Annotated in this window: 25 protein-coding genes and 2 pseudogenes; 13 read left to right on the top strand and 14 right to left on the bottom strand. The window is 63.7% G+C overall.

From position 1 onward, the window contains the following. Positions 1 to 66: 66 nt before the first annotated feature. The 4 genes and pseudogenes from ROSELON_RS05375 (at position 67) to ROSELON_RS05360 (ending at position 3801) form a co-directional block, all read left to right on the top strand. Positions 67 to 963 carry a CPBP family intramembrane glutamic endopeptidase gene (locus ROSELON_RS05375; RefSeq protein WP_025311403.1) on the top strand — a complete coding sequence of 299 codons (897 nt, stop codon included), beginning with the start codon at positions 67 to 69 and terminating at the stop codon, positions 961 to 963. A 64-nt stretch (positions 964 to 1027) separates the two neighbouring features. Next, positions 1028 to 1975 carry an acetyl-CoA carboxylase, carboxyltransferase subunit beta gene (gene accD, locus ROSELON_RS05370; protein ID WP_025311402.1) on the top strand — a complete coding sequence of 316 codons (948 nt, stop codon included), beginning with the start codon at positions 1028 to 1030 and terminating at the stop codon, positions 1973 to 1975. Then, positions 1972 to 3245, top strand: a pseudogene (locus tag ROSELON_RS05365) (bifunctional folylpolyglutamate synthase/dihydrofolate synthase). The gene accD and the pseudogene ROSELON_RS05365 overlap by 4 nt, the downstream one beginning before the upstream one ends. Positions 3246 to 3288: 43 nt before the next feature. After that, entirely contained in the window at positions 3289 to 3801 is a 513-nt protein-coding gene (locus tag ROSELON_RS05360; protein ID WP_025311401.1) for a hypothetical protein, read from the top strand. Here the strand turns inward: ROSELON_RS05360 and ROSELON_RS05355 are convergent. From ROSELON_RS05355 to zapE, 3 genes are all read right to left on the bottom strand, one after another. Next, positions 3794 to 4402: a hypothetical protein gene (locus tag ROSELON_RS05355; RefSeq protein WP_156945837.1), complete on the bottom strand. Its 609-nt coding sequence runs from the start codon at positions 4400 to 4402 to the stop codon at positions 3794 to 3796. The genes ROSELON_RS05360 and ROSELON_RS05355 overlap by 8 nt on opposite strands. Before the next feature lie 10 nt (positions 4403 to 4412). Then, entirely contained in the window at positions 4413 to 5012 is a 600-nt protein-coding gene (locus tag ROSELON_RS05350) for a HupE/UreJ family protein (protein WP_038650216.1), read from the bottom strand. A gap of 95 nt (positions 5013 to 5107) precedes the next feature. Then, positions 5108 to 6196, bottom strand: coding sequence for a cell division protein ZapE (gene zapE / locus ROSELON_RS05345; RefSeq protein WP_025311398.1), 1089 nt, complete (start codon positions 6194 to 6196; stop codon positions 5108 to 5110). 136 nt (positions 6197 to 6332) lie between these two features. Here zapE and ROSELON_RS05340 point away from each other — a divergent pair, with 136 nt between their 5' ends. Further along, a complete protein-coding gene (locus ROSELON_RS05340) occupies positions 6333 to 7583 on the top strand; it encodes an MFS transporter (protein WP_025311397.1) in 1251 nt (416 codons plus the stop codon). 89 nt (positions 7584 to 7672) lie between these two features. Here ROSELON_RS05340 and ROSELON_RS05335 read toward each other — a convergent pair whose 3' ends face one another. The 4 genes from ROSELON_RS05335 to ROSELON_RS05320 are packed head-to-tail and all read right to left on the bottom strand — an operon-like array spanning position 7673 to position 11056. Further along, the gene (locus ROSELON_RS05335) at positions 7673 to 8590 is read right to left on the bottom strand and encodes an ornithine cyclodeaminase family protein (protein WP_025311396.1); all 918 of its coding nucleotides are present in this window, start codon (positions 8588 to 8590) and stop codon (positions 7673 to 7675) included. Continuing rightward, a complete protein-coding gene (locus tag ROSELON_RS05330; protein ID WP_025311395.1) occupies positions 8587 to 9210 on the bottom strand; it encodes an HAD family hydrolase in 624 nt (207 codons plus the stop codon). Before ROSELON_RS05330 ends, ROSELON_RS05335 begins: the two co-directional genes overlap by 4 nt. After that, entirely contained in the window at positions 9207 to 10046 is an 840-nt protein-coding gene (gene fghA / locus ROSELON_RS05325) for an S-formylglutathione hydrolase (protein ID WP_025311394.1), read from the bottom strand. Before fghA ends, ROSELON_RS05330 begins: the two co-directional genes overlap by 4 nt. A gap of 59 nt (positions 10047 to 10105) precedes the next feature. After that, entirely contained in the window at positions 10106 to 11056 is a 951-nt protein-coding gene (locus tag ROSELON_RS05320; RefSeq protein WP_025311393.1) for an AEC family transporter, read from the bottom strand. 131 nt (positions 11057 to 11187) lie between these two features. Here ROSELON_RS05320 and ROSELON_RS05315 point away from each other — a divergent pair, with 131 nt between their 5' ends. The 3 genes from ROSELON_RS05315 (at position 11188) to ROSELON_RS18635 (ending at position 12617) form a co-directional block, all read left to right on the top strand. Then, positions 11188 to 11472 (top strand): hypothetical protein, encoded by a 285-nt coding sequence (locus ROSELON_RS05315; RefSeq protein WP_025311392.1) that lies wholly within the window; start codon positions 11188 to 11190, stop codon positions 11470 to 11472. Between the two features lie 96 nt (positions 11473 to 11568). Beyond that, a complete protein-coding gene (locus ROSELON_RS05310) occupies positions 11569 to 12186 on the top strand; it encodes a TetR/AcrR family transcriptional regulator (RefSeq protein WP_025311391.1) in 618 nt (205 codons plus the stop codon). 230 nt (positions 12187 to 12416) lie between these two features. Beyond that, on the top strand, positions 12417 to 12617 hold the full coding sequence (locus tag ROSELON_RS18635; RefSeq protein ID WP_245605418.1) for a DUF1330 domain-containing protein: 201 nt from the start codon (positions 12417 to 12419) through the stop codon (positions 12615 to 12617). On the opposite strand, the gene ROSELON_RS05300 is transcribed toward ROSELON_RS18635, so the two are convergent. From ROSELON_RS05300 to ROSELON_RS05285, 4 genes are all read right to left on the bottom strand, one after another. After that, on the bottom strand, positions 12614 to 13330 hold the full coding sequence (locus tag ROSELON_RS05300; protein WP_025311390.1) for an NYN domain-containing protein: 717 nt from the start codon (positions 13328 to 13330) through the stop codon (positions 12614 to 12616). The two genes, ROSELON_RS18635 and ROSELON_RS05300, sit on opposite strands and share 4 nt — an antisense overlap. Before the next feature lie 66 nt (positions 13331 to 13396). Next, a complete protein-coding gene (locus tag ROSELON_RS05295; protein ID WP_245605417.1) occupies positions 13397 to 13924 on the bottom strand; it encodes a GNAT family N-acetyltransferase in 528 nt (175 codons plus the stop codon). Positions 13925 to 13928: 4 nt separating this feature from the next. After that, positions 13929 to 14129, bottom strand: a complete 201-nt coding sequence (locus ROSELON_RS05290) for a hypothetical protein (RefSeq protein ID WP_025311388.1) — start codon at positions 14127 to 14129, stop codon at positions 13929 to 13931. Positions 14130 to 14409: 280 nt separating this feature from the next. Continuing rightward, the gene (locus ROSELON_RS05285) at positions 14410 to 15522 is read right to left on the bottom strand and encodes an S-(hydroxymethyl)glutathione dehydrogenase/class III alcohol dehydrogenase (protein ID WP_025311387.1); all 1113 of its coding nucleotides are present in this window, start codon (positions 15520 to 15522) and stop codon (positions 14410 to 14412) included. A 78-nt stretch (positions 15523 to 15600) separates the two neighbouring features. Here ROSELON_RS05285 and ROSELON_RS05280 point away from each other — a divergent pair, with 78 nt between their 5' ends. The 5 genes and pseudogenes from ROSELON_RS05280 to infB all read left to right on the top strand — a co-directional run bounded on the left by ROSELON_RS05280 (position 15601) and on the right by infB (position 21414). Beyond that, positions 15601 to 15879, top strand: coding sequence for an I78 family peptidase inhibitor (locus ROSELON_RS05280; protein ID WP_025311386.1), 279 nt, complete (start codon positions 15601 to 15603; stop codon positions 15877 to 15879). Positions 15880 to 16044: 165 nt separating this feature from the next. Beyond that, positions 16045 to 16649: pseudogene (gene rimP / locus ROSELON_RS05275) on the top strand (ribosome maturation factor RimP). Positions 16650 to 16654: 5 nt separating this feature from the next. Next, a complete protein-coding gene (gene nusA, locus ROSELON_RS05270) occupies positions 16655 to 18280 on the top strand; it encodes a transcription termination factor NusA (protein WP_025311385.1) in 1626 nt (541 codons plus the stop codon). A 24-nt stretch (positions 18281 to 18304) separates the two neighbouring features. Continuing rightward, the gene (locus tag ROSELON_RS05265) at positions 18305 to 18934 is read left to right on the top strand and encodes an RNA-binding protein (protein ID WP_025311384.1); all 630 of its coding nucleotides are present in this window, start codon (positions 18305 to 18307) and stop codon (positions 18932 to 18934) included. Then, on the top strand, positions 18931 to 21414 hold the full coding sequence (infB, locus tag ROSELON_RS05260; protein ID WP_025311383.1) for a translation initiation factor IF-2: 2484 nt from the start codon (positions 18931 to 18933) through the stop codon (positions 21412 to 21414). The genes ROSELON_RS05265 and infB overlap by 4 nt, the downstream gene beginning before the upstream one ends. Before the next feature lie 101 nt (positions 21415 to 21515). On the opposite strand, the gene tspO is transcribed toward infB, so the two are convergent. The 3 genes from tspO to ROSELON_RS05245 form a co-directional block, all read right to left on the bottom strand. Next, positions 21516 to 21983 (bottom strand): tryptophan-rich sensory protein TspO, encoded by a 468-nt coding sequence (gene tspO / locus ROSELON_RS05255; protein ID WP_025311382.1) that lies wholly within the window; start codon positions 21981 to 21983, stop codon positions 21516 to 21518. 67 nt (positions 21984 to 22050) lie between these two features. Continuing rightward, the gene (gene crtB, locus ROSELON_RS05250; RefSeq protein WP_025311381.1) at positions 22051 to 23085 is read right to left on the bottom strand and encodes a 15-cis-phytoene synthase; all 1035 of its coding nucleotides are present in this window, start codon (positions 23083 to 23085) and stop codon (positions 22051 to 22053) included. After that, positions 23082 to 24632 carry a phytoene desaturase gene (locus ROSELON_RS05245; protein ID WP_025311380.1) on the bottom strand — a complete coding sequence of 517 codons (1551 nt, stop codon included), beginning with the start codon at positions 24630 to 24632 and terminating at the stop codon, positions 23082 to 23084. The genes crtB and ROSELON_RS05245 overlap by 4 nt, the downstream gene beginning before the upstream one ends. Between the last annotated feature and the right edge of the window lie 69 nt (positions 24633 to 24701).

Raw genomic sequence — 24701 nt, 5'->3', positions numbered from 1 at the left:
GCGGGCATGATTGCCGCGCCCGGCAATGCGCGGTAACCTGCACCAAACAAAAAGGCAGGCAGGCCGATGCAGTATACAGCCCACGCGGCATTCGTGGCGCCCGCACGTGCGCATCCTCAGGTATGGCGACTGGTTGTCGGCCTAGCGCTGGCAGCCGTGGTCTATTTCGCCGGCATCTTCGTCATTTTCGGGGTCCTGCTGGTAACCAGCGGCCCCGACGGGGCGCAATGGTGGATGGCCTCGATGACCGAGGCCACGGGCCCGACCGCGACATTGCTCTTGCTGGCGACGTTCATCGGCATGGCCCTTGGTCCGATGGCCGCGGCCAGGCTGATGCACAAACGCTCGGCACAATCGCTTTTCGGCGGGTCGCTGCCGCGTCTCGGACGGCACTTTGCCATCGCGGCGGGCATCTGCGTCGCGGTCTACGGTGTCACCCTGTTGATCCCCACCCCCGAAGAGGCCGCCCTGCAACCCAATCTCGAACTGTCGCTTTGGGCCAGTTTCCTGCCCCTCGCGCTGGTTGGGGTGCTGGTGCAGACCGGCGCCGAAGAGGTTCTTTTCCGCGGCTACATCCAGCAGCAACTGGCCGCGCGGTTCAGGTCGCCCCTCGTCTGGATGCTGCTGCCCTCGGTTCTGTTCGCTTTGGCGCACTACCAACCCGATCTGATGGGCGACAACACGTGGTACATCGTTCTTGCAACCGGGGTCTTTGCCCTGCTGGCCGCCGACCTCACCGCGCTTACCGGCAATATCGGGGCCGCATGGGGCCTGCATTTCGCGAATAACTGCGCCGCCATCCTGGTGGTCGGCAGCGACGGGCCGCTGTCGGGCCTTGCGCTCTACACCATGCCGGTCGATCCGTCCGCGCCTGCGATGCAGCCGCTGATCCTGCTGGATATCGCCGTCACGGTGGCGATCTGGCTGGCGATCCGCGTGGCGGTGATGCGCCGCGCCGCGTGATTGCATTTCCCCACGGCGGGGCCTATTTCGGTCGCAACCTGTCCGACCCGTCGTGAGATCGCGCATGAACTGGATCACAAACTACGTCCGCCCCCGGATCAACTCGATCTTCTCGCGCCGCGAGATGCCCGAGAACCTTTGGTCCAAATGCGATGAGTGCGGCACGATGCTGTTTCACCGCGAGTTGAGCGACAACCTGAATGTCTGCACCAACTGCGGTCATCACATGGCTCTGGTGCCGCGTGACCGGTTCACCGCCCTGTTCGACAATGGCATCTTCACCGAGGTCGAGGTTCCCAAACCCATCGAGGACCCGCTGAAATTCCGCGATCAGAAACGCTATCCCGACCGGTTGAAGGCCGCCCAGAAGCAGACCACCGAGGCCGAGGCCATGCTGGTCGCCGAGGGCGAGATCGGGCGCACGCCCATCGTGGCCGCCGCGCAGGATTTCAGCTTCATGGGCGGGTCGATGGGGATGTATGTGGGCAATGCGATCATCGCCGCCGCCGAACGCGCCGTGGCCCTGAAGCGCCCCCTTATCCTGTTTTCCGCCGCCGGTGGCGCCCGCATGCAGGAAGGTATCCTGTCGCTGATGCAGATGCCGCGCACCACGGTGGCCGTGCAGATCCTGAAGGAGGCGAACCTTCCCTATATCGTGGTGCTCACGCATCCCACGACGGGCGGGGTGACGGCCAGCTACGCGATGCTCGGCGATGTGCATATCGCGGAACCCAATGCGTTGATCTGTTTCGCCGGGCCGCGCGTGATCGAACAGACCATCCGCGAGAAACTGCCCGATGGGTTCCAGCGCGCCGAATACCTGCTGGATCACGGCATGCTCGACCGCGTGACGCCACGCAGCGAGATGCGCGAAGAACTGATCACCATCACGCGGATGCTGTTGGGCCTGCCGCCGGCCATCGCCGGCGATCTGCCCGCCCCGCCGCAAGAGGCGCAGGACACGCCCAGCCCGGCCGCTGCGCCGGCACAGGACGGCGACCACCCAACGTGAGTGCCGTGACATCCGACATTCTCCTCGACCGGATGATGTCGCTCCACCCCAAGGTGATCGATCTTACCCTGGATCGGATGTGGCGCATCCTCGGGGCGCTCGAGCACCCCGAACGCGCGCTGCCCCCTGTGATCCATATTGCCGGAACCACGGCAAAGGGTCGACGCAGGCGATGATCCGCGCGGGCCTCGAAGGGGCCGGCGCATCGGTGCATGCCTACACCTCGCCCCACCTTGCCCGGTTTCACGAACGTATCCGGCTTGCCGGTGAATTGATCGACGAGGACGCATTGTCCGCGATCCTCGATGAATGCCTCGCGGCCAACGGCCCCGATCCGATCACCTATTTCGAGATCACGACGGCCGCTGCGCTCCTCGCTTTCGCCCGCACGCCCGCCGATTTCACCCTGCTGGAGGTGGGCCTTGGCGGGCGTCTGGATGCAACCAACGTGATCGAAACCCCGCGCCTGACGGTCATAACGACGGTCGATATGGACCACCAGCAATTCCTTGGCGACACGCTGGCCGCAATCGCCGGGGAAAAGGCCGGGATCATCAAGCGCGGGGTGCCCTGCATCGTCGGGCGACAGCAGGACGCGGCATTGGAGGTGATCGAGGAACGCGCCGCACGCCTTGGCGCGCCGATCCTGGCCCATGGCCAACACTGGCATGTCTGGGAAGAACGCGAGCGGCTGATTTTTCAGGATGAAACCGGCCTGCTGGACCTGCCCCTGCCCGCCCTGCCCGGTGCGCATCAGGTCGAGAACGCAGGCATGGCCTTGGCCGCGCTGCGCAGCCTCGGCCTGAAGGATGACGCGTGCGAGGCCGCGATGCGCGACGTGACATGGCCGGCCCGGATGCAGCGATTGCGTCACGGTCCCCTTGTCGCGGCTGCCCCGCGCGCGGAGCTCTGGCTGGACGGCGGCCATAACCCCCATGCGGGCCACGCCATCGCCGCCTATCTGCGGACGCTGCCACAGCGGCCCACTTATCTGATCTGTGGTATGCTCAACACCAAGGACCCGGCAGGGTATCTTGGGCATTTCGCCGGGCTGGTGACACGCCTGCATGCCGTGCCGATCCCCGACGCGCCTGCGACCCTCTCTGCCGCTGACACCACCAACGCTGCCCGGATGGCCGGCCTCGACGCGGTCGAGGCCGCCTCGGTCAAGTCGGCCTTGGCGGATATCACGGCAACAGACCCCGGGGCGCGCGTGCTGATCTGTGGCTCGCTCTACCTGGCTGGCGATGTGTTGAAAGCGAACGGGTAAACATGCCCTTGACCCAGGGGGACGGCAGTCCACACTCTGGGTCATGCGCCGAACGATCCTGACCGCCATCGCGCTTGCCTTGGCTGCCCTTCCTGCCCACGCAGCCCGGTTCCAGTTCTGCTGGATCGGCAACGCGGGTTATACGATGGAGGGAATCATCGAGGTGCCGCAGCGCCTGCTGAACACCGGCATCATCACGGAACAGGATGTTACCGCCTTCTTTATCCAAGGCTACCATGATGGCGTTCCGATCGGGTCATGGAACATGCGGCAACGCACGACGGAAACGACCTGGACCCTGTTTTTCGATACGACGAACCTGGAATTCCCGATGGGCGGCCATTTCCTGGAACAGAGTTACCAGGCCTGGAACGCCAATGGCGAAGTGAACGATTGCGGCATTGGCGGCTTCGGCTTCAACGGGGGCAACTGGGCGCAGGATGTCTGCATCGACAATGTCTGGATCGCGGCCAGTTCCATCGACCCCGACACCCCCTTGCCCGTTTTTGGCATGGGCACAGAGATGTCCTGTCAGTCGGTCGTCCCCCTCAGCTGAGACCGCCGGTCAGGTCGACGGCGAGATAGAGCACCAGGATGGCCCCAAGCCAGGATGCAACGACGCGCCAGCCGATCCGCATCCAAGGGGCCTGCACCTTGTCCAACGCCACGCGTGCCGCGCCCGCTGGCAAGGCCACGGCGATATTGACGCCCAAAATCAGGCCCAGGTGAATGAACACGGACAACTCGAACAACCCATGGCCTTCCAGCCCGACGGCAAGCGCCCCGAGGCCCGTGACCGCCGCCAGCATCATGGCAATTGCCGTGGTCGGACGCGGCAACAGGGCAGCCGCCACCGCCGTGACAATCCCCAAACCGACGAACACCGTCGTGATCCACGCACCGACGAACGCGGCCGTCACCACGCCTGACACCTGCGCCAACAGGTAGACGGGCCACACCTGCGGCAACCCCTCGGGCCGCCAAAGGCTCAGCAGAACCCCGAGGGCAAAGATCGGTATTACCAGGCCAGGGTCGGTCAGGACCACGGCGGTTCCCTCGACAAGCTGGTTGTAGGCGTCGGCCCCTGTGTCGAAGCTATGCGCGCCGACCGGCCCGGCACACAGCATCGCGGCAGCCGCCATCGCGGTCCGTTTCAAAAGGTTTTCCTCAGGCCAGACCAAACAAGAAGGCCGCGCCGACCAGGGCGATCACCCCACCCGCGCCGCGCACCGCGATCCTGCCCGCCTGCGAGGCCGTGAGAAACCCGAACCCGATGCCAACCATATGTAGTAGCCCGGTGCCCACCACAAAGCCCACCGCATAGCCATAGGGGCTGAAGGCTTGCGGCAACTCGGTGCCGTGCGCGTGGCCATGGAAAATGGCGAACACGCCCACGATCACGGCGGCCACCCAGATCGGCGCGCGGACGGCAAAGGCGATCAGCAGGCCAAGGACGACACCGGACAGGGCAATACCCGCTTCGACAGCAGGAAGCGGAACGCCAGCAACCCCAAAGGCCCCGCCCAGGGCCATGACCAGCGGAAAGACCACGGGCAGAATCCAGATCGCCGGCGCCCCGAGGAATGCACCCCACAGCCCAACGGCCACCATCGCAACCACGTGATCCCAACCCAGGATCGGATGCCAGAAGCCACTGGCGAATCCGGTGTTGATGCCCTCGCCCGTATGCGCCCCGGCCTGCGCCGCGATCAGAACCAGGGGAATGGCCAACAGAACGGCATGGATGCGCAGGGATCCTTCTCGCATGGGGAGCCTCCTCAACTCAGCTGTCGAGAGGGTAACAAGCGGTCAAGTCCGGTCAACCGCGCCTGCGCAAGAAAGCGGGCGCAACGGCAGGGATTTCAGAGCGTTTCACGATTGGCGCCCCAATCGGCCCCCTGCATCTCGCGCAGGCGGCTGGCGGTGCGTTCGAATTCGAAACTGCCGGCGCCTTCGAGATAGAGACGTTCCGGCTCGTCCTCGGCGGTCGCAATCAGACGCACCTGGCCCTCGTACAGCGCATCGACCAAGGTGACGAAGCGTTTGGCCTCGTTGAACTTGCTGGCGTCCAGTCGCGGGATACCCTCGAGCACCAACAACTCGACGGCGCCCACCAGCGCCAGATAATCGCCGGGCCCCAAGGGCTGGCCGCACAGGTCCCAGAACGACGCCCGCGCCATCCCTGCCCAGAACCGCGGCAAACGCACCTCGCGCGCCTTGACCTTGAGACACAGCTCTTCCTCGTGGCCACCGGTCAGGTCGCGCCAGATCGCATCTATGGTTTTCGTCGCCTCGGCCCCGAGCGGGCAGAAATAGACCGGCTCTCCGGCAAGACGATCCTGGCGGTAATCGGCCATCGCCTCCAACTGCTCGACCTCGAGCCGATCTTGCAAAAGATCGATGAACGGGAGGAACAGCTGCCGGTTCAATCCATCCTTGTAAAGGTCGCTCGGATGCCTGTTCGAGGTCGTCACAACCATGACACCCGCTTCGAACAGCTGTTGAAACAGGCGCCCAACGATCATGGCATCGGCGATGTCGGTGATCTGCATTTCGTCAAAGCACAACAGCCGCGTGTTCCTGGCGATTGCCGCGGCCACCGGCTTGATCGCGTCGTCCACATCGGTCTTGCGCGCCTCGTGCAGCGCCGCCTGCACCTCTTGCATGAAGGCATGGAAATGAACGCGCCGACGCTCCTTTATGCCGACATGGGTGTGGAACAGATCCATCAACATCGACTTGCCGCGCCCGACCCCGCCCCAGAGGTAAAGCCCCTGCTTGCCCACAGGCTCGGACCGCTTGAACCGCGACAACAACCCCTTGCGTTGCGGCGCCTCAAGCCGCCCGCGCAGGGACTCCAGGTGCAGCAGGGCCGCGCGCTGCGCCGGATCGGGGCGCAGCAAACCCTCGGCCACGCGGGTGTCGTAGATCGCTTGCAGGTGTTGTCCCATGTCCCGGTTCCTAGCGCGCCGACGCCTCGGGCGCCAGCGCCGCCATCACGGATACTGATGGCGGCCAACACCGTTTGCGCATTGACCCGAGTGCCGGCAGCCGCAATCCTGCGCACCGCGAACAAGGACAGCAACAATGACCCAATCCCGGCTTGTCACACCCGTGCTGATCGGCGGCTCGATCATCATTCTGGTCAGCTTTGCCATCCGGGCCAGTTTCGGCGTTTTCCAGATTCCCATCGCCGACGAGTTCGGTTGGCTCAGGGCCGAATTCAGCCTCGCCATCGCAATCCAGAACCTGGCCTGGGGCATCGGGCAACCGATCTTCGGCGCGATCGCGGAACGCTTCGGTGATCGCCGCGCGATCATCCTCGGCGCGCTGACCTATGCCCTGGGCCTTGTGCTTTCGTCCATGGCCGTCACGCCCGGGCAACATCAATTGCTCGAAATCCTCGTCGGCTTTGGCATCGCCGGCACCGGCTTTGGCGTGATCCTCGCCGTCGTGGGCCGCGCCGCCTCGGATGAACATCGCTCGGTCGCCCTTGGCATTGCCACGGCCGCCGGGTCCGCAGGCCAGATCGTTGGTGCGCCGCTGGCCGAAGGGCTGCTGACCCTGTTTCCCTGGCAGACCGTCTTTCTGATCTTTGCCGGCATGGTCCTGGCGTCCCTGCTGGCGCTGCCGCTCTTGCGCGCGCCCCAGACCGCCTCGAAAGCCGACCTCGAGGAGAGCATGGGCGACATCCTGGGCAAGGCATTTCGGGACCCGTCCTTCACGTTGATCTTCGTCGGCTTCTTTTCCTGCGGTTATCAACTCGCGTTCATCACCGCCCATTTTCCTGCCTTCGTGACCGAACTATGCGGACCAATCGATCCGACCGGCATCCTGGCGGGGATGGGCGTGACCACCACATCGGGCCTCGGCGCGCTGGCGATTGCCTTGATCGGTCTGGCAAACATCGTCGGCACGATCACCGCGGGCTGGCTGGGCAACCGCTTTCCACGCAAATACCTCCTGACGCTGATCTATGTGGGGCGGACGTTCGCGGCGGGCATCTTCATTCTCCTGCCGATCACGCCGGCCACCGTCATCGTGTTTTCCATCGTCATGGGGGCCTTGTGGCTGGCCACCGTGCCGCTGACCTCGGGCCTTGTCGCCTATATCTACGGGCTGCGCTACATGGGTACGCTTTACGGGATCGTTTTCTTCAGCCATCAGCTTGGCGGGTTTCTCGGCGTATGGCTGGGCGGTTGGATGTACGATCTTTATGGCGACTACACGGCCGTCTGGTGGGTCGGCGTCGCCGTCGGCGCGCTCAGTGCCATCGTCCACCTGCCGATCAGGGAAACCCCGCTCAAGGAGCGAGCGGCCGCCACCGTCGCCGCCTGATCTGCATCTTTATCCTTCCAATATGCTGGGGGAGCGCGAGGGGGTAAAACCCCCTCGCACGGGTCGCCTGCGCAAGCAGGTGAAACCCCTCAGGTGGTCTGCACCACGTCGAGGATGTAACGGGCCACCATCAGGTCCAGATGCGCGCCACCGCCATTCTTGAACAAGGTGATGTCTTCGGCGGACCGCCGTGCAAAGGCCCCGCCCGGAAAATCGTAGTAATCGGCCACCACGTCCGATTCCGCGATCACGCCGGCCTCCAACGGGATCTTCAACTCGCCGATATGACCCAGAACGGTGTCGCGACTATCGAGAAAGATGCGCGACCGCGTCAGCGCCCTGTCGTCGGCCTCGCGCATGTCCGGGCGATAAGCCCCGATCAGGTCCAGATGCTGACCCGGTTTCAACCAATCGCCTGCGATCAGGGGGCGGTCGGCCATGGTGGCGCAGGTGATGATATCCGCTTCGGCCACGGCAGCGGCGAGGTCCGTCATCGGGGTGGTATGCCCATAGTGGTCGGCCAGTTGCGCCGCGGGTTCGGGCGAACGGTTCCAGACAATGAACGAGGCTTTTGGAAACAGGGCGCCATAGGCTTCGCGCAGGGATCGGCCCACCGTGCCCGCACCGACGATCAGGATCGTTTCGCTATCCGGCCGCGCCAGCTTGCGCGCCGCCAGCAGGCTGTCGCCCGCCGTCTTCCACTTGGTCACAAGGTGAAAATCCACGATGGCCGACAGCTGACCAGTTTCGTCATCGTAAAGGGCCACGCCCCCGTTCACCATCGGTTTGCCGCGCGCCGGGTTGCCGGGAAAGATCGTCGCCGTTTTGACGAGACTGCCCAACCCGTCGATCCAGGCCGCGCGGCTGAGCATCGTGTCATTGCCACGGTAAAGAAACGTATCGCCGATTTCGGCCCTGGGTCGCACATGCCCGGCCTCTATCGCCTTGGTCAGGGCGATCCAGTCGAGTTTCTCTTCGGCCTCGGGTCCGATCATCGCAATGCTCATGGCTTTGCCTCCTCCTCGGTCAACAGTCCCGCAGCGACCAGCCGCGCGGCCCAGCCCGATGGGCCATCGAAATGATGTGCCTGCCAGCCGCGCGCCCGGGCGGTGGCGACGTTGTCCTCTCGGTCATCGGTAAACAGGATCGCGTCGGGTGCGACGCCCAGGTCCTCCTCAACGATTTCATAGATCCGCGGGTCGGGTTTGATCACTTTTAGCCGGCCTGAGACGAACTCGACGTCGAACTCGTTGAGAAAATCGTACTGTGTCTGGGCATAGGCATAGCTTTCGACCCCGAAATTCGTCAGGCAATGCACCGCAACGCCCTTGCTGCGCAGGCGGCGCATCAGCGTGACCGAGTGCTCGATCGCAGGCTTGGCAAGCTCGATCCAGTTGTCGTGCCAGTCGCGGATCTCGGCCCGCCAGGTCGGATGCGCCTCGGCCGTTTCATAGACCAGGTCGCGAAACGGCGCGCCCAGATCGACACTTGTGTTCATTCCGTCCAGATCGACCTCGGCGAACAGGGCCTTTCGTCGGTCGACGCCATAAACACGGTCGTAATAGCGTTCTGGTGCCCATTCGATCAGGACGTTCCCGATATCGAAGATCACCGCGTCGGGGGTCATTGCGTGACCCCATAAAGCGCCTCGGCATGAAACGCGACATGGTCTTCGATGAAGGTCGAGATGAAATAGTAGCTGTGATCGTACCCCGGTTGCAGCCGCAACGTCGCGTGTTGCCTGCGTGTGGCCATGGCCTCGGCCAATGCCTCGGTCCCGAGCAGGTCGCCGAACTGGTCCGCCGTGCCGGTATCGATCAGAACCGGGCCGGGAAAGCCCCGCTGGCGCATCAGCACAGTGGCGTCATGGGCCTCCCACAAGGCCGTGTTCTCTCCAAGGTAGGCGGTGAACTGCTTGCGGCCCCAATCGCTCTCCATCGGATTGCAGATCGGGGCAAAGGCCGAGACGCTGGCAAATCGGTCCGGAAAGCTCATCGCGATGGTCAGTGCGCCATGCCCGCCCATGGAATGCCCGGTGATGCCCTGCCGCGCCTCGTCCAGCGCGAAACGCTCGAACAGGACACGGGGCAATTCCTCGGTGATGTAGTCCCACATCTGGAAATGCTCGGCCCAGGGGTCTTGCGTGGCGTTGACGTAGAACCCCGCGCCTTGCCCGAGGTCGTAGGCGTCATCATCGGGCACCCCCGCACCCCGTGGCGAGGTGTCGGGAAAGACCAACGCGATGCCCTGTTCCGCCGCCCACATCTGCGCGCCGGCCTTGGTCATGGCGTTTTCATGGGTGCAGGTCAGGCCGGACAGGAACCACAACACCGGCACCGGGCCGTCCTGCGCCTCGGCCGGCAGAAAAAGGCCAAAGGTCATGTCGGTGCCCGTGGCGTCCGACGGCCGGCGATAGACCCCTTGCGTGCCACCGAAACAGCGATTTTCCGAAACCGTTTCCATCAGGCGCATTCCTTCCATGGGTTGCCTGCGCCAAGGCCTAGCGCGCGCCGCGCCCCGGCTCAACCGCCCAGGGTGATGCCTGCCATTTGCGACACCCAGCCGATGATGACCGAGACGGTCAGGATCGAAATGGCCGTCGACACCAGGATCGCCGTCGAAACCCGCTGCGGCGCGACACCGTAATGCTGCGCCAGGATATATACATTGCCCGCAACGGGCAGGGACGCCGCCGCGATCATCACGGCCGCGTCGAAGATGTCGACCGGGAACAGCACCAGCGCCGCGAGGGCAACCGCCGCCGGGTGCAGCACCAGCTTGCAAAAGCTCAGCCACCCCGCCACCGACATGCGTTCCGCCGATTTACCCGCCAAGGAGGCCCCGATCGCGAACAAGGCGCCCGGTGTGGCCGCTGCCCCCAGGATGGCAAGGAACTCGTTGATCGGGCCGGGCACGTCCCATCCCGTCGACGACCAGGCAAGGCCAAGGACGATCGACACGATCATCGGGTTTTTCAGCAGGCCCAGACCAACCGTTTTCAGGGTCGACAGACGCACGCGGCCTTCGCGACTTCCGGTGACGAGGATCACGATCAGGCTGGAGAAGACAACCAGATCCAGCGTCAGAACCATCAGGACAGGGCCCGCCGCCGCCTCGCCCAACAGCACAACCAGCATGGGCACCCCGAGAAAGCCCGTATTGCCGATCACCGCGCATTGTGCCTCGACCGCGGCCTCGGCCACTGGCCTGCGGTGCAGCATCGCGACCGCCGTGGCCAGTAGGTAAACGACGAAACATCCCCAAAGATACGCCGCCACGAACCACCAGTCGAAAATCTCGGCCAGCGACAGGTTCGCGGCAAAGCGGAACAGCATGGCCGACAACGCAAAGTAGAACACGAATTTGGTCAGGTAGGCGGCGGCCTCGGCCGTGAAGAACCCGGTACGACAGGCCTGAAACCCCAATGCGATCAGCGCAAAGAACGGCAATGTCTTGAGAAAGATCTCGACCATGCGTCCGGGCTACGCCACGCCGCGCGCCCTGTCCAGAGATGCGACAGGCTGACAGTTTTCAAACTGAACCGTTCGGTTTATTTCTGCGGATGCGTACTGAACCGTTCGGTTCATTTTGAAAGGAGAAGCCGATGTTTCCGTTCAAACCCACCACTTTGGCATTTGCGATCCTTGTCGGTTTCGCCGCCGTCTCGGCCCCGGCGCAAACGATCCTGCCAGATCCCGATTTCTTCGGCCCCCTGTTTCAGCCCGACACCAACACCGCGCCGACGCAGGCCACGGCAACCCAACTGGATCATGACCTGCCGGCACCCATGCCCCCATGCACGCAGGTTGACGGATCAGCCGCATCGTCGGCCGTGACCTGCGGCGCGGTTCCACTGGATGAGTTGACCCGACCGTCCCCCAAGGACTGAGCCGCGATCACTGCGTCCGCCTTGCCTGAACTGAACCGCTTGGTTTACGCTTTGCCCGGGGAACGGCACAAGGCCGAGCGGGGGCAGCGCGCAGGAATGGACGTCGAAGGGCAGGTCAAGAAGGGCCGAAAATTCGATCAGGTGCTCGAAGGCGCCCGCGCGGTGTTCATGCGCGAGGGGTTCGAGGGCGCAAGCGTCGATGAAATCGCCCGCGATGCCGGCGTATCCAAGGCGACGCTCTACAGTTACTTTCCCGACAAGCAGCACCTGTTCATCGCCGTGCTGCAAGCTGAGTGCGACCAGCAATCAGAAATCGAATTCGTGATTGCCGGATCGGATATGCCGGTGCCCGACGCGCTGCGCCTGATCTGCCGGACACTGGTCAGCTTTGTCCTTTCGGATGTCGGGCAGGATATCTTTCGCGTCTGCGTGGCCGAGGCCCAGCGCTTTCCCGAACTTGGCCACGCCTTCTACGAAAGCGGCCCACATCGCTGGAACCGAAAGATCGCGCAGTTTCTGGAAAGCCCCGCCGCACAGGCCATGCTGGATATCGAGGACAGCAACCTGGCGGCCGACCAACTGGCACAGCTTTGCCGCACGGACCTGATGTTGAAGAAGGTTTTCGGCATTCAAACCGAAGTGCATGACGCCGATATCGAGCGGATCACGAACGAGGCCTGCGAGACCTTTCTGGCCCGGTATCGGAGGGCCTGAGCGTGGACGGCCATATCGACCCGACGCGCGATAGCTTTGCCGCGTTCCGTGAAATGCGGCGCGACGGGCCGGTTCACATGCTGAACCTGCTGAAATTTCACCCGAAGGCCATGTAAGACGACGGCACCGCGTGTTCCGGGGCCGATGCCTACCGCGCCTATGCCCTCGAAAGTGCGCCGATCTTTCGGCGCCTCGGCGGTCGCCAGGTCTGAGCCGGGCGGCCGGAACTTGTGCTGATCGGCCCAGAAGAAGACCTTTGGGATCTCGCCTTTAGCGCGGAATACCCCAGCGTCGACGCCTTTGTCTCGATGCTGCGCGATCCAGACTATCGCAAGGCCGTGCGCCATCGTCAGGCCGCGGTCGCGGATTCGCGCCTGATCCGGATGGCGCCGGGCACCCCCGGTGGTGCCTTTGGCGAAATGCCGGATTAGTCGATCCGGCGCACCAGCAATTGGTTGCCCTGACCGCGTTTGACCTCGAGCGTCCTGATCGTCTGGACAAGGTCGCTCAACTTGCGCTTTCCATAGGTCCGGGTGTCGAAATCGGGATTGGCGCTGGTCATGTACTGGCCCAACTGGCCCAGGGAATACCAGTCATCCTCCTGTCCGATCCCCTCCATCGCGCGATAGATCAGGTCGCGCGCCTCGGCGATGGGGCGCTTGTCGCCAGATGGCTTGTCCTGAGTCTGCGATCCGGCCTCGTCCGAGCCGATGATGTTTTCCACGAAGATGAACCGCTTGCAGGTCTTGCGAAACGCCTCGGGCGTCTTCTTCTGGCCGATCCCGTACACGTCGAGCCCCTGTTCGCGGATACGGCTGGCCAGGCGGGTAAAGTCGCTGTCCGAACTGACCAGGACAAACCCGTCGAAGCGCCCGGAATGCATCAGATCCATTGCATCGATCACCAACGCGATGTCGCTGGCGTTCTTGCCCACGGTATTGGCGGGCTGGTGGTGCGGCACGATCCCGAACTCGGCCTGCACGTTCGACCAGCCCTTCATGTGGGTCGAGCTGAAATCCCCGTAAATGCGCCGGACGCTGGCCTCGCCGAACCCGGCAATCTCGTCAAAGATCGCCTTGGCGTGTTTATGGCTGGTGTTGTCGGCATCGATCAGGACCGCAAGCAGCGGCGTATCATTGGGCATGTCTGGCCTCCTCACGCCCATGGGTCGCATGTGCCGGGGCCAAGGTCCAGCCACCCCATGCGCCGCTCATCCGGCCTCGGCCCTCAGGTCCTTCATCATGACGAGGGCATCCACATACCCCGCCGTCGGGTGATGAAAGGCCTGCGGCAATCGCCCGACGGTTTGAAACCCGGCTTTTTCCCAGGTCTCGATGGCCCGTGTGTTCGTCGAAACCACGAAATTGTATTGCATGGCGCGATAGCCCATGGCGCGCGCCGTCTCGATCGAATGATGCAGCATCGCCCGCGCAATGCCCTTGCCCTGCGCGGCAGGTGACGTGACATAGCCGCAGTTGCAGACATGCGCGCCGCCCCCATCCTGGTTTCTGCGAATGTAGTAAGTGCCCAGGACCCGCGCCTGTGCATCCTCTGCCAGAAACACGGTTTTGCCGGGCGCGGTCCAGACCGCAACCGCGCCGGTCGCATCGATGTCAGGATCGACGGTATAGGTGTCGCCGGCGCGGAACACGGGCAGCAGCAGGTCTGCCAGTGCGGCCTTGTCGCCCTCGGACAGGTCCGAGGGCGCGCATCGGATTGTCAGGGTGTCGTCGGGCAAGGGGCTACTTGCTGCCGCCGCCGCCGATGGTGCCGCCGCCCATACCGCCCGGAATACCATTTCCGGCCACGACCTCGTCCCAGATATCGCCCAGGCGATCCGCGATCATCTCGCGTGCATTCGAGTCGTCATCGACGTTGTAGACGACAAGGAACGGCGCCACGAGGCCGGACTCATCGGCGCAAATGAACAGGGCGTCGATCACCTCGCCGCGCAGATCGTACCCCCCCCAGCGTCCAGTCGGAGCGTCCGGTAAACCCGTCCGATCCGAACCGGCTGCGATAGGTATTCACGGTTGTCTCGGCGTAATTCATGCACGTCGCCCGATCAGGCAGAGACGAGAAATCAGTGACGGTCCACCCTTCGGCGTGGACAGGGCCGGCCAGCCCGAGGGCCATCAGGCCAAGTGCAAGGCCGTGTTTCGCTTTCATGTCGAAATCCTCCTGTTGTGGCACGGCGCATGGCCGAACCGGGAAATGGAAAGGTCAATAGACCACAACGGAGCGAATCGACTCTCCGGAATGCATCAGGTCAAATCCCTTGTTGATATCCTCCAGCGGCATGGTGTGGGTGATCATCGGATCGATCTCGATCTTTCCCTCCATGTACCAATCGACGATTTTCGGCACGTCGGTGCGCCCGCGCGCCCCGCCAAAGGCCGTTCCGCGCCAGCTGCGTCCGGTCACCAACTGGAAAGGGCGCGTGCTGATCTCGGCGCCGGCCGGCGCCACGCCGATGATGATCGACTCACCCCAGCCCTTGTGCGCCGATTCCAGCGCCGCGCGCATCACCTGCACATTGCCGGTGGCATCAAAGGTGTAATCGGCCCCGCCATTGGTCAGTTCGACCAGATGCGCGACCAGATCGCCCTGCACATCGGTCGGATTGACGAAATCGGTCATTCCGAAATGCCGCGCCATCTGGCTTTTGCCGTCGTTGATGTCCACACCGACGATCTGGTCGGCCCCCGCCATGCGCAGACCCTGGATCACGTTCAACCCGATCCCGCCCAGCCCGAAGACAATGGCGCGGCTGCCGATCTCGACCTTGGCGGTGTTGATCACCGCGCCGATCCCGGTGGTCACGCCGCAGCCGATATAGCACACCTTGTCGAACGGCGCGTCCGGGTTGATCTTGGCCACGGCAATCTCGGGCAGGACCGTGTGGTTCGCGAAGGTCGAACAGCCCATGTAATGCAGGATCGGCGTGCCATCGAGCATCGAGAACCGGCTGGTTCCGTCCGGCATCAGGCCCTGACCCTGGGTGGAACGGATCGCCTGGCACAGGTTGGTCTTGGGGTTCAGGCAGTATTCGCATTCGCGGCACTCGGGCGTGTAGAGGGGGATGACATGATCGCCCGGCGCCACGCTGGTCACGCCTTCGCCCACCTCCAGCACGACGCCCGCCCCCTCATGGCCTAGGATCGCCGGGAAAAGCCCCTCGGGGTCGGCACCGGACAGGGTGAAATCATCGGTGTGGCACAGGCCCGTGGCCTTGATTTCGACCAGCACCTCGCCCGTCTTGGGCCCCTCGAGATTGACGTCCATGATTTCCAGCGGTTTGCCCGCTTCGACTGCGACGGCGGCACGTGTGCGCATGGTCTTGTCCCTCCCCAAGGGTTGTTTTGACGAAAGCTTGTGCCAATCTGTTTTTTGAATCAACGGAAAGGAAGAGATATGCGTCTGTTGCCGATCCTGATGGCGTCGCTGTTGCCGACCATCGCCTTTGCCAATGGCGATCCGGCACGTGGTGGCGACACCGCCGCCGATACATGCGGGGCCGCGCAATATGCGCATCTGCTCGGTCAACCCCATGAGGAGGCCGAGGCCCTGACATTCGACGGGCCGGTGCGGATCTTTTCGAACAGCCAGCCGGTGACGATGGACTACCTGCCCCACCGCATCAATTTCCAATATGATGAAAGCGGCATGATCCGCCGTATCTACTGCGGCTGACCCGCCAACCATGGGCGCGATCTCATGGGCCTTGCGCCCCGCCGAGATTGCGCCTATATCGCCCACATCAGCGGCGCGGTCTGGTTACGATCGGAAAGCACCACCGGGAAAGAGCAACGGGCCGCGCGCCCGTTTTTTTGTGTTCGAAATCTGACAAGGGACGGTATGACCGACCTGATTGCCAAAACCGCGATCGACCGCCGCATGGCCGAATCCTCACGCCCGTGATCGAGGGGATGGGGTTCGAGGTGGTGCGCATTCGTCTGCTCGGCGGCAAGACCAAGACGCTGCAGATCATGGTCGAACGGCCCGAGGGCGGGATCGAGGTGGATGAATGCGCCGAGATTTCGAACGCGATTTCCGCCGTTCTGGATGTCGAGGACCCTCTGGAAGACGCCTACGCGCTCGAGGTGTCGTCACCGGGCATCGACCGTCCCCTGACGCGGCTCAAGGACTTTGACGCGTTCGAGGGCTACGAGGCCAAGATCGAGACGACCGACATGATCGACGGCCGCCGCCGCTTCAAGGGCGTGCTGGCCGGAACCGAAGGTGACGAGGTGCTCATCAATATCGACGGCGACGGCAAGGATGCCGAGCCGGTCACGATCGGGCTGCATTATGACTGGCTGTCGGATGCCAAACTTGTGCTGACCGATGACCTGATCAAGGAGATGCTCAAAAGCCGCAAGGCCGCCGGCATCATCGACGAAACCCAATTTGACGAGATCGTGGAAGAGCCCGCCGAAGGGGCTTCCAAGGCGGAGGACTGAGACCCATGGCCATCACATCGGCAAACCAGTTGGAACTGTTGCAGACGGCCGAGGCCGTCGCGCGCGAAAAGATGATCGACCCGGGTCTCGTGATCGAGGCCATGGAAGAAAGCCTCGCCCGCGCCGCCAAGTCGCGCTACGGGGCCGAACTGGATATCCGTGTCTCGATCGACCGCAAGACGGGCAAGGCCACCTTCACCCGCGTGCGCACCGTGGTCGAGGATGACGAGGTCGAGAATGAAAAGGCGGAATTGACGGTCGAACAGGCCCGCCCCTACCTGGACGACCCCAAGGTCGGCGACGTCATCGTCGACGAGGTTCCGCCGGTCGACATGGGCCGGATCGCCGCGCAATCGGCGAAACAGGTCATTCTGCAAAAGGTCCGCGAGGCCGAGCGCGACCGCCAATACGAGGAATTCAAGGATCGCGCCGGCACGATCATCAACGGCACCGTCAAGCGCGAGGAATATGGCAACGTCATCGTCGATATCGGCCGTGGCGAGGGCATCCTGCGCCGCAATGAAAAGATCGGCCGCGAGGCGTATCGCAACGGCGACCGCATCCGCTGCTACATCAAGGATGTGCGCCGCGAGGCCCGCGGCCCGCAGGTCTTCCTGTCGCGCACCGCGACCGAATTCATGGCCGAGCTGTTCAAGATGGAAGTGCCCGAGATCTACGATGGCATCATCGAGATCCGCGCCGTCGCCCGCGACCCCGGTTCGCGCGCCAAGATCGCCGTGATCTCTTACGACAACAGCATCGACCCGGTCGGCGCCTGCGTCGGGATGCGCGGCAGCCGTGTACAGGCCGTCGTCAACGAACTTCAGGGCGAAAAGATCGACATCATCCCCTGGTCCGAGGATATGCCGACCTTCCTCGTGAATGCGTTGCAACCGGCCGAGGTGACCAAGGTCGTGCTCGACGAAGAGGCCGAGCGCATCGAAGTCGTCGTGCCCGACGAGCAGCTGTCGCTGGCCATCGGTCGCCGCGGCCAGAACGTGCGCCTTGCCAGCCAGTTGACCGGATTGGATATCGACATCCTCACCGAGGAAGAGGAATCCAAGCGCCGTCAGGCCGAATTCGAAGAGCGTACCAAACTGTTCATGGACACGCTGGACCTCGACGAATTCTTTGCGCAGCTTCTGGTCGCCGAAGGGTTCACCTCGCTCGAGGAAGTCGCCTATGTCGAGGTTGACGAGCTGTTGGTCATCGACGGCGTCGACGAGGCCACCGCCGAGGAATTGCAGGCCCGCGCCCGCGATTACCTCGAGGAACAGAACCGCAAGGCGCTGGAAAAGGCTCGCGAACTGGGCGTCGAGGACAAGCTGGTTGAATTCGATGGCCTGACCCCCCAGATGCTGGTGGCGCTTGGCGAAGACGGCGTGAAGACGCTGGAAGACTTCGCAACTTGCGCCGACTGGGAGCTGGCCGGAGGCTGGACCACGGTCAACGGCGAACGTGTCAAGGACGAGGGCCTGCTGGAACCCTTCGAGGTCAGCCTAGAGGAAGCTCAGAACATGGTCATGACGGCCCGCCTGCAACTGGGCTGGGTCACCATCGAGGAACTCGAGGAAAAAGCCGCCGCCGAAGCGGCCGAGGCCGCCGCGGATACCGAGGAGGCCGGGGCCTAACGGCCCGGTCCGGGGGTCGCGCGCATGTCTCGCGGTGGCCGAAAAAAGGACACGGACGGCCCGGAACGGCGCTGTATCGTCACCGGGGAAACGGCGCCGAAGGCCGGCTTGATCCGCTTTGTCGTGGGGCCCGATGGACAGGTTGCCCCCGACCTGCTGGAAAAGCTGCCGGGGCGCGGCATCTGGGTCAGCGCCGATCGCGCCGCCTTGGAAAAGGCGGTGTCGAAGAACCTGTTTGCACGCGCAGCACGGCAACAGGTCCGCGTACCCGACGGGTTGATCGACGGCATCGAGGCCGGGCTGGCCCGCCGCCTGACCGACCTGATCGCCCTCAGCCGAAAGGCGGGCGATGCCGTCGCCGGGTTCGAAAAGGTCAAGGACTGGCTGGCCACGAAAAAGGTCGCCGTCCTGCTTCAGGCCAGCGACGGGTCTGAGCGTGGAAAAAGCAAACTCTGGACGCCGACCGGCGCCCGGTACTTCAGCGTCCTGACCGCCCGGGAATTGGGTTTGGCATTCGGACGCCAAAGTGTGATACATGGCGCGCTTGCCGCTGGTGGTCTGGCCCCTCGTGTAGTAGAGGGTGCCGCGAAACTACAGGGACTGCGCAAGGCAGACGGCGGAGTGACCGCCGAGAAGGACGAACGGAACGCATGAGCGATCAGGACGGAAAAAAACCCCTTGGCCTTTCGGGCGGTGCGCGCTCGGGCCGCGTGAACCAGAGCTTCTCGCGGGGGCGCACGAAAAGCGTGGTCGTCGAGACCAAGCGCAAGCGTGTTGTTGTGCCCAAGCCGGGCCAGCAGAGCGCTGCAGCGCAGAATGCCGAGGGAAACAAGGGCCGCAAGACCGTCAACGACGCCGAACTCGAGCGCCGTCTGAAGGCGCTGCAGGCCGCCAAGGCCCGCGAAGCCGAGGAAGAAGAGCGTCGCAAGCGCGAAGAAAAGGAACGCGAAGAGGAACGCGCCCGTCGCCGCGCTGAGGCCGAGGCCAAGGAGCGCGAAGAGCGCGAGCGCGAGGAAGCCCTGCGCGCCAAGGAAGAAGAAGAGAAGCGGCGGCGTGAAGAGGCCGAGTCGCGCAAGAGCGCGCCGGCAGAGCCTGCCGCGCCCGCGCCGGCAGCCGCCCCTCAGGCCGACAAGCAACCGCGCGGCGGTGCCAACAAACCTGCCCCGCAGCCCGCGCGCCGCAAGGAAGACGACGATCGCGGCGGTCGTGGCAAGGGTGGCGACCGCGGTGGCCGCCGCTCGGGCAAGCTGACCGTCAATCAGGCCCTGGCCGGCGGTGAAGGCGGGCGTCAGCGCAGCCTCGCCGCCATGAAGCGCAAACAGGAACGCGCCCGCCAAAAGGCGATGGGTGGGACCGAGTCGCGCGAAAAGGTCGTGCGCGACGTTCAGGTGCCCGAGACGATCGTGGTATCGGAATTGGCCAACCGCATGGCTGAACGGGCCGCCGATGTGGTCAAGTCGCTCATGCAAATGGGCATGATGGTCACGCAGAATCAGTCGATCGATGCCGACACCGCGGAACTGATCGTCGAAGAATTCGGCCACAAGATCGTTCGCGTGTCCGATGCCGACGTCGAAGACGTGATCGACCAGGTCGAGGACAAAACCGAAGATCTTCAGCCACGCCCGCCGGTCATCACGATCATGGGCCATGTCGATCACGGTAAGACCTCGCTTCTCGACAAGATCCGTCAGGCCAATGTAGTGTCTGGCGAGGCCGGGGGCATCACCCAGCATATCGGCGCCTATCAGGTAACGACCGAATCGGGCGCGGTTCTGACGTTCCTCGATACGCCGGGCCACGCCGCGTTCACGTCGATGCGGGCCCGCGGGGCACAGGTGACGGATATCGTCGTGCTCGTGGTTGCCGCCGATGACCAGGTCATGCCGCAGACGGTCGAGGCCATCAATCACGCCAAGGCCGCCAACGTGCCGATGATCGTGGCGATCAATAAGGTCGACAAGCCGGCGGCCGATATTCAGAAGGTGCGCACCGACCTGCTGCAACACGAGGTGATCGTCGAGGCGCTGTCAGGCGACGTGCAGGATGTCGAAGTGTCGGCAAAGACCGGGCAAGGCCTGCCTGAGTTGCTGGAAGCCATTGCGCTTCAGGCCGAGATCCTTGAACTCAAGGCCAACCCGGACCGTCCCGCAGAGGGCGCCGTGATCGAAGCACAGCTGGACGTGGGCCGCGGCCCCGTGGCAACCGTGCTGGTTCAGAAAGGCACGCTGCGCCAGGGCGATGTGTTTGTCGTCGGCGAACAGTGGGGCAAGGTCCGCGCCTTGATGAACGACAAGGGCGACCGCGTGACGGACGCTGGCCCATCCGTGCCGGTCGAGGTCCTTGGCCTGAATGGCACGCCCGAGGCCGGTGACGTTCTGAACGTCGTTGAAACCGAGGCTCAGGCCCGTGAAATCGCGGAGTACCGCGAACAGGCCGCCAAGGACAAACGCGCCGCTGCCGGTGCCGCAACCACGCTGGATCAGCTGCTGGCCAAGGCCAAGGCCGACGAAAACGTCGCCGAACTGCCCATCGTGGTGAAGGCCGATGTTCAGGGCTCGGCCGAGGCGATCGTTCAGGCGTTGGAAAAGATCGGCAACGACGAAGTGCGGGTGCGCGTCATCCACTACGGCGTGGGCGCCATCACCGAAAGCGATATCGGTCTGGCCGAGGCATCGGGCACGCCGGTCATCGGTTTCAACGTCCGTGCCAATGCACCGGCCCGGAACGCCGCCAACCAGAAGGGCGTCGAGATCCGGTATTACTCGGTGATCTACGACCTTGTTGACGATGTGAAGGCAGCTGCGTCCGGCCTGTTGGGGGCCGAGATTCGCGAGAACTTCATCGGCTATGCCCAGATCAAGGAAACCTTCCGCGTCTCTGGCGTTGGCAATGTCGCCGGCTGTCTCGTTACCGAAGGTGTCGCGCGCCGCTCGGCCGGTGTGCGCCTGCTCCGCGACGATGTGGTGATCCACGAGGGCACTCTGAAGACGCTCAAGCGCTTCAAGGACGAGGTCAAAGAGGTCCAATCCGGCCAGGAATGCGGCATGGCCTTCGAAAATTACGATGACATTCGCCAAGGCGACGTGATCGAGATTTTCGAGCGCGAAGAAGTCGAGCGCACGCTGGCCTGATACGCATCACCACGACAAAAAACAAAGGGCGCCCAAGCGGGCGCCCTTTTGTTCATTGCGGGTGATCCCGGCCGCTTGCGGATCAAATCGCCGGTCCGGCGTCAGGCCGCAGGCACCACATTCGGATTGCGGAACACAATGGAAAGGTTCAGGGCCGCTGCATAGCTGACCCAGACCGCATAGGGGGCCAGCAACAGGCCGGCGATCGGGTCCAGCATGAAGAAGCTGACCATGGTTCCGACCACGGCCGCCCACAACATGGCGATCACGACCGCGCCAGCCTTGAGGCGGCGCAGCCCAAAGAACACAGGTGTCCACAGGGTGTTGAGCGCAATCTGCATCGCCCAGAACCCCATGGCATGCGCATTCCCCTCAAGCACGGCGACGCGCGTGGCGGCATAAGCCGAGGCGAGGTAGAGGAACGTCCATGCAATCGGAAACAGCCAATTTGGCGGCGTCCAGTCGGGTTTCGAAAGATCGCGATACCACCGTCCCGGCGGAAACATCGATCCCGTCGCGGCCGCGGCGCAACAGGCCGCGAGGAACAAGATGAAAACTGACCAATCCATGTTCTACACGTAAGTCGCCTTGGCAGGTTAATCCAGTCGCATCACAAAAAACAGCCCGGAGGGCGGGTCAAGCCGTGGCTTGGATCGGGCTGCCCATCTGCTCTGCGCGGTCGCGGGCCTCGAGTTGTCGGAACACATTCAGAACTTGCTCGCCACGGACAGGTTGGCGCGCGTCGGGATGCGCCGCAGCGTCGACCAGAAACGCGACCTCGGGCAGAGGTTTTGCATAAATCACGGCGCTTTCGGGCGTGATGGAGACCCAGGCAGCCCTGACAAGTGACAACCCAAGCAGACCCAGTTTGTGGCGACCGGTCGTGCAGACGCGCTGCGACACCGAATCGTAACCGCGCCGTGCCAGTTTCCGCCCGATCGCATCGTAACAATGCCGCGCGGCGAAGATTCCGGGCCGCGACGTCAGAGGCAGGCGACCGACTCCAGGCTCCGAGCGCATGTATAGGCGGTTCGCCTCGGCCAACAGACGCTTCACCATCCGTCGCACCTCGGGCGTTGGCCGCGGGTCGTCAAAGAACTGCTCTTCATCCATGCCGGCATCTTTCAACCAGTCGGTCGGCAGATACAGGCGACGGGCGCGGGCATCCTCGCCCACGTCGCGGGCGATATTCGTCAGTTGCATCGCCACGCCCAGGTCGCAGGCACGGGCCAAGGCATGTTCGTCGCGCACGCGCATCAACACGCACATCATCGCGCCCACGGCCGAGGCCACCCGTGCGGAATAGCTGCGCAGATCCGACAGGGTGGCGTAACGGCGTTCGATCCCGTCCCAGGCCAGCCCCTCCAGCAGCGCTTCGGGCAAGGCGCGCGGCATGTCGAATTCCTCGATGATGGCCGCAAAGGCCCGGTCGGCGGGGGCATTGCGGGGCGTTCCGGCATAGGCGAGGTCCAACCGGTCGCGCAGGTCGAGCACGGCAGCGGGCTTGTGCACGCCGAAATCGACCTCATCATCGGCCAATCGGCAGAACGCATAAAGCGCCAAGGCAGGGTCCCGCACCCTTTCGGGCAACAGTTTCGAGGCGGCGTGAAAGGAATAGGACCCTTCGCGGATCGCCTCTCGGCAGTGGTCGAGGTCGGCCGGATCGATCATTCGGCCGCGACCTTGACCGGGGTGCTGATCGGCTTCGGGGCATCCGGCACAAGCTGCGTCAATACCTCGGACGAGGTGACCACCGATGGAATACCGGCGCCGGGATGCGTGCCCGCGCCCACAAGGAAAAGGTTTTCCAACTCTTCCGAGATATTGTGCGGGCGGAACCAGGCCGACTGGAAAATCCGAGGTTCCAGGCTGAACCCCGACCCATGTGGCGCAAGATAGCGCGTTCCGAAGGTTTCCGGCGTGAAGATCTCGCTGGCCGAAAGGCGTTCTTCGAATCCCGGGATCAGTTTTTGATCGAGGACACGGGCGACCTTCTGGCGATAGCTTTCCTGCATCTCCTGCCAGTTGACGGCATTGGGACCATGCAGGTTCGGCACCGGCGACAGCAGGTAAAAGGTGTCGTCGCCTTCGGGGGCGGCGCTGGGGTCGGTCACCGTCGGACGGTGCAGGTAGACCGACATGTCATCGGCCAGCTTCTGCTTGATGAAGATGTCGTGCAGCAGGGCCCGGTAGCGCGGGCTGTTGAGGATGGTGTGGTGCCCGATATCGGGCCACATGTCGCGCGTGCCCTTGGTGCCGAAATACCAGACGAACAGGCCCATCGACCACCGCGCCTTGTTCAGCTTTTCCGGTGTCCAGCGCCACTTGGTCCGTTTTCGCAACAGCTTGTCATAGGTCGTGCCCGGATCGGCATTCGACACCACGATATCGGCGGTCATACTGCGCCCGTCCTTGAGAATGACGCCGGTGGCACGTTCACCTTGGGTCGTGATCTCGTCCACCTCGGCCCCTTGAAGGATCTGGCCGCCCTGGTCCTTGATCACGCCGACCATGGCATCGGCCATCGCCTGCACGCCGCCCATGGCGTAATGCACCCCGAATTCCTTTTCGAGGTGGCTGACCAGAATGTACATCGAGGTGACGTTGACCGGATCGCCGCCAATGAACAGCGGATGAAAACTCAACGCCATGCGCAGGCGCGGGTCACGGACGCGGGCCGCGGCATGACCAAAGACCGACCGATCGGCGCGCAGCCGGACGAAACCGGGCAGCTCCTTGATCAGGTCCATCAGCTTGTTCATGGGGCGCCGGCCCATCCCTTCGAAGCCGAATTGGTATCGCGCTTCGCTGTCCTTGAGGAACCTCTTGTAGCCCGGCACGTCATCGGGAGAGAGGCGGCGCACCTCTTCGATCATGGCGTCTTCGTCCTGACGCACGGCAAAATGGCTGCCGTCATCCCAGCGGATCTCGTAATATGGATCGACGGGGCGCAGGTCGACATCCTTGTCGAAATCGCGCCCGCATTCCTGCCAAAGCTGGCGGAAGACCTGCGGCACCGTCACGATGGTCGGCCCAAGGTCGAAACGATGCCCGTTCTGGGTAATCGACGACCCCCGTCCGCCGGGCCGGTCGAGGCGGTCGATCACCGTCACCTCATACCCCTTTGCGCCAAGGCGCATTGCGGCTGACAACCCGCCCAGACCCGCGCCTATGACGATGGCGCGTGACGGTTCGGAGGGAAGGGAATGGTCGCTCATGGCCTTTGCCTCATACTGTCCAGTCAGATTGACAATACGTGATACTGCGCGCTTTTGCCAAGGCTTGGG

Origin of the sequence: Roseibacterium elongatum DSM 19469 (genome assembly GCF_000590925.1) — a bacterium.
Lineage (GTDB): Bacteria > Pseudomonadota > Alphaproteobacteria > Rhodobacterales > Rhodobacteraceae > Roseibacterium > Roseibacterium elongatum.
This window is presented reverse-complemented; position numbering and strand designations above follow the sequence as displayed.